Genomic DNA, 1148 nt, shown 5'->3' with positions numbered 1-1148 from the left:
CTAGTGGATTGACCGGGACAGAAGAGTCCTGAGGGGGATTCCTGTGCATCGAAGCCTGTGCGAATGTGTGGAATGCGCACAGGAATTTCCATCAGCGTGAGCCCCGAGGATCGCCGCCGGCTAGAGGCGATCGTCTCGGACCGCAACAGGGCGCAGAAGCATGTCTGGCGGGCGCGGATCGTGCTTCTCACCGCGGACGGCGCCGGCACGAACGCCATCATGCGGGCGGCAGGCGTCTCCAAGACGACCGTGTGGCGCTGGCAGGAGCGCTTCATGGCCGAGGGCGTGGATGGCCTCCTACGTGACAAGACGCGGCCGCCCGGCCGCGCCCCTATTGGGTCTGGTCGGGTCGCCGAAGTGGTGCGCCTGACCCAGAGCAACCCGCCGCACGAGGCGACCCACTGGACGGCACGGGCCATGGCGAAGGCCAGCGGTCTCGCCGTCTCGACGGTGCAGGAGATCTGGAAGGCGCACGGGCTGGCGCCGCATCGCTGGCGCGCCTTCAAGCTCTCGAACGATCCCGCCTTCGTCGCCAAGCTGCATGACGTGGTCGGGCTCTATGTCGATCCCCCCGCCCATGCGGTGGTGCTGTCGGTCGACGAGAAGAGCCAGATCCAGGCGCTCGACCGCACCCAGCCTGGTTTGCCGATGAAGCCGGGACGCGCCGGCACCATGACCCACGACTATGTCCGCCACGGCACGACGACGCTGTTCGCCGCTCTCAACATCCTCGACGGCAGCGTGATCGGCCGTCACATGCAGCGCCACCGGCATCAGGAGTTCATCCGCTTCCTCAACGTCGTCGAGGCGGCGGTGCCGGCCGGCAAGATCGTCCACGCCATCATGGACAACTACGCCGCCCACAAGCACCCGAAGGTGCGGCAATGGCTCCAGCGCCACCCGCGCTGGGTGTTCCACTTCACCCCGACCTCGGCCTCCTGGCTCAACGCGGTCGAGGGCTTCTTCGCCAAACTCGCCAAACGGCGTCTGAAACGCGGCGTGTTCCGCTCCCTCGTCGACCTCCAGGCCACCATCAATCGCTTCATCGCCGAACACAACCAGACGCCCAAACCCTTCGTCTGGCGCGCCGATCCGGATACCATCATCGCCGCCAGAAACCGTGGGTTCCAAACGTTGGAGTCAATCCA

At 66.2% G+C, this 1148-nt stretch carries 1 protein-coding gene; it reads left to right on the top strand.

Annotated elements, in window-relative coordinates; genetic code table 11:
- Window positions 1–72: 72 nt before the first annotated feature.
- Window positions 73–1148, top strand: a 1076-nt coding sequence (locus tag U1R88_RS35560) for an IS630 family transposase (protein WP_322435555.1), incomplete at its 3' end; no start/stop codon positions are given.

Source organism: Labrys sedimenti, assembly GCF_034424805.1.
GTDB classification, from domain to species: domain Bacteria; phylum Pseudomonadota; class Alphaproteobacteria; order Rhizobiales; family Labraceae; genus Labrys; species Labrys sedimenti.
The sequence above is the reverse complement of the archived record's forward strand: the minus strand, read 5'-3'. Positions and strand labels throughout refer to the sequence as shown.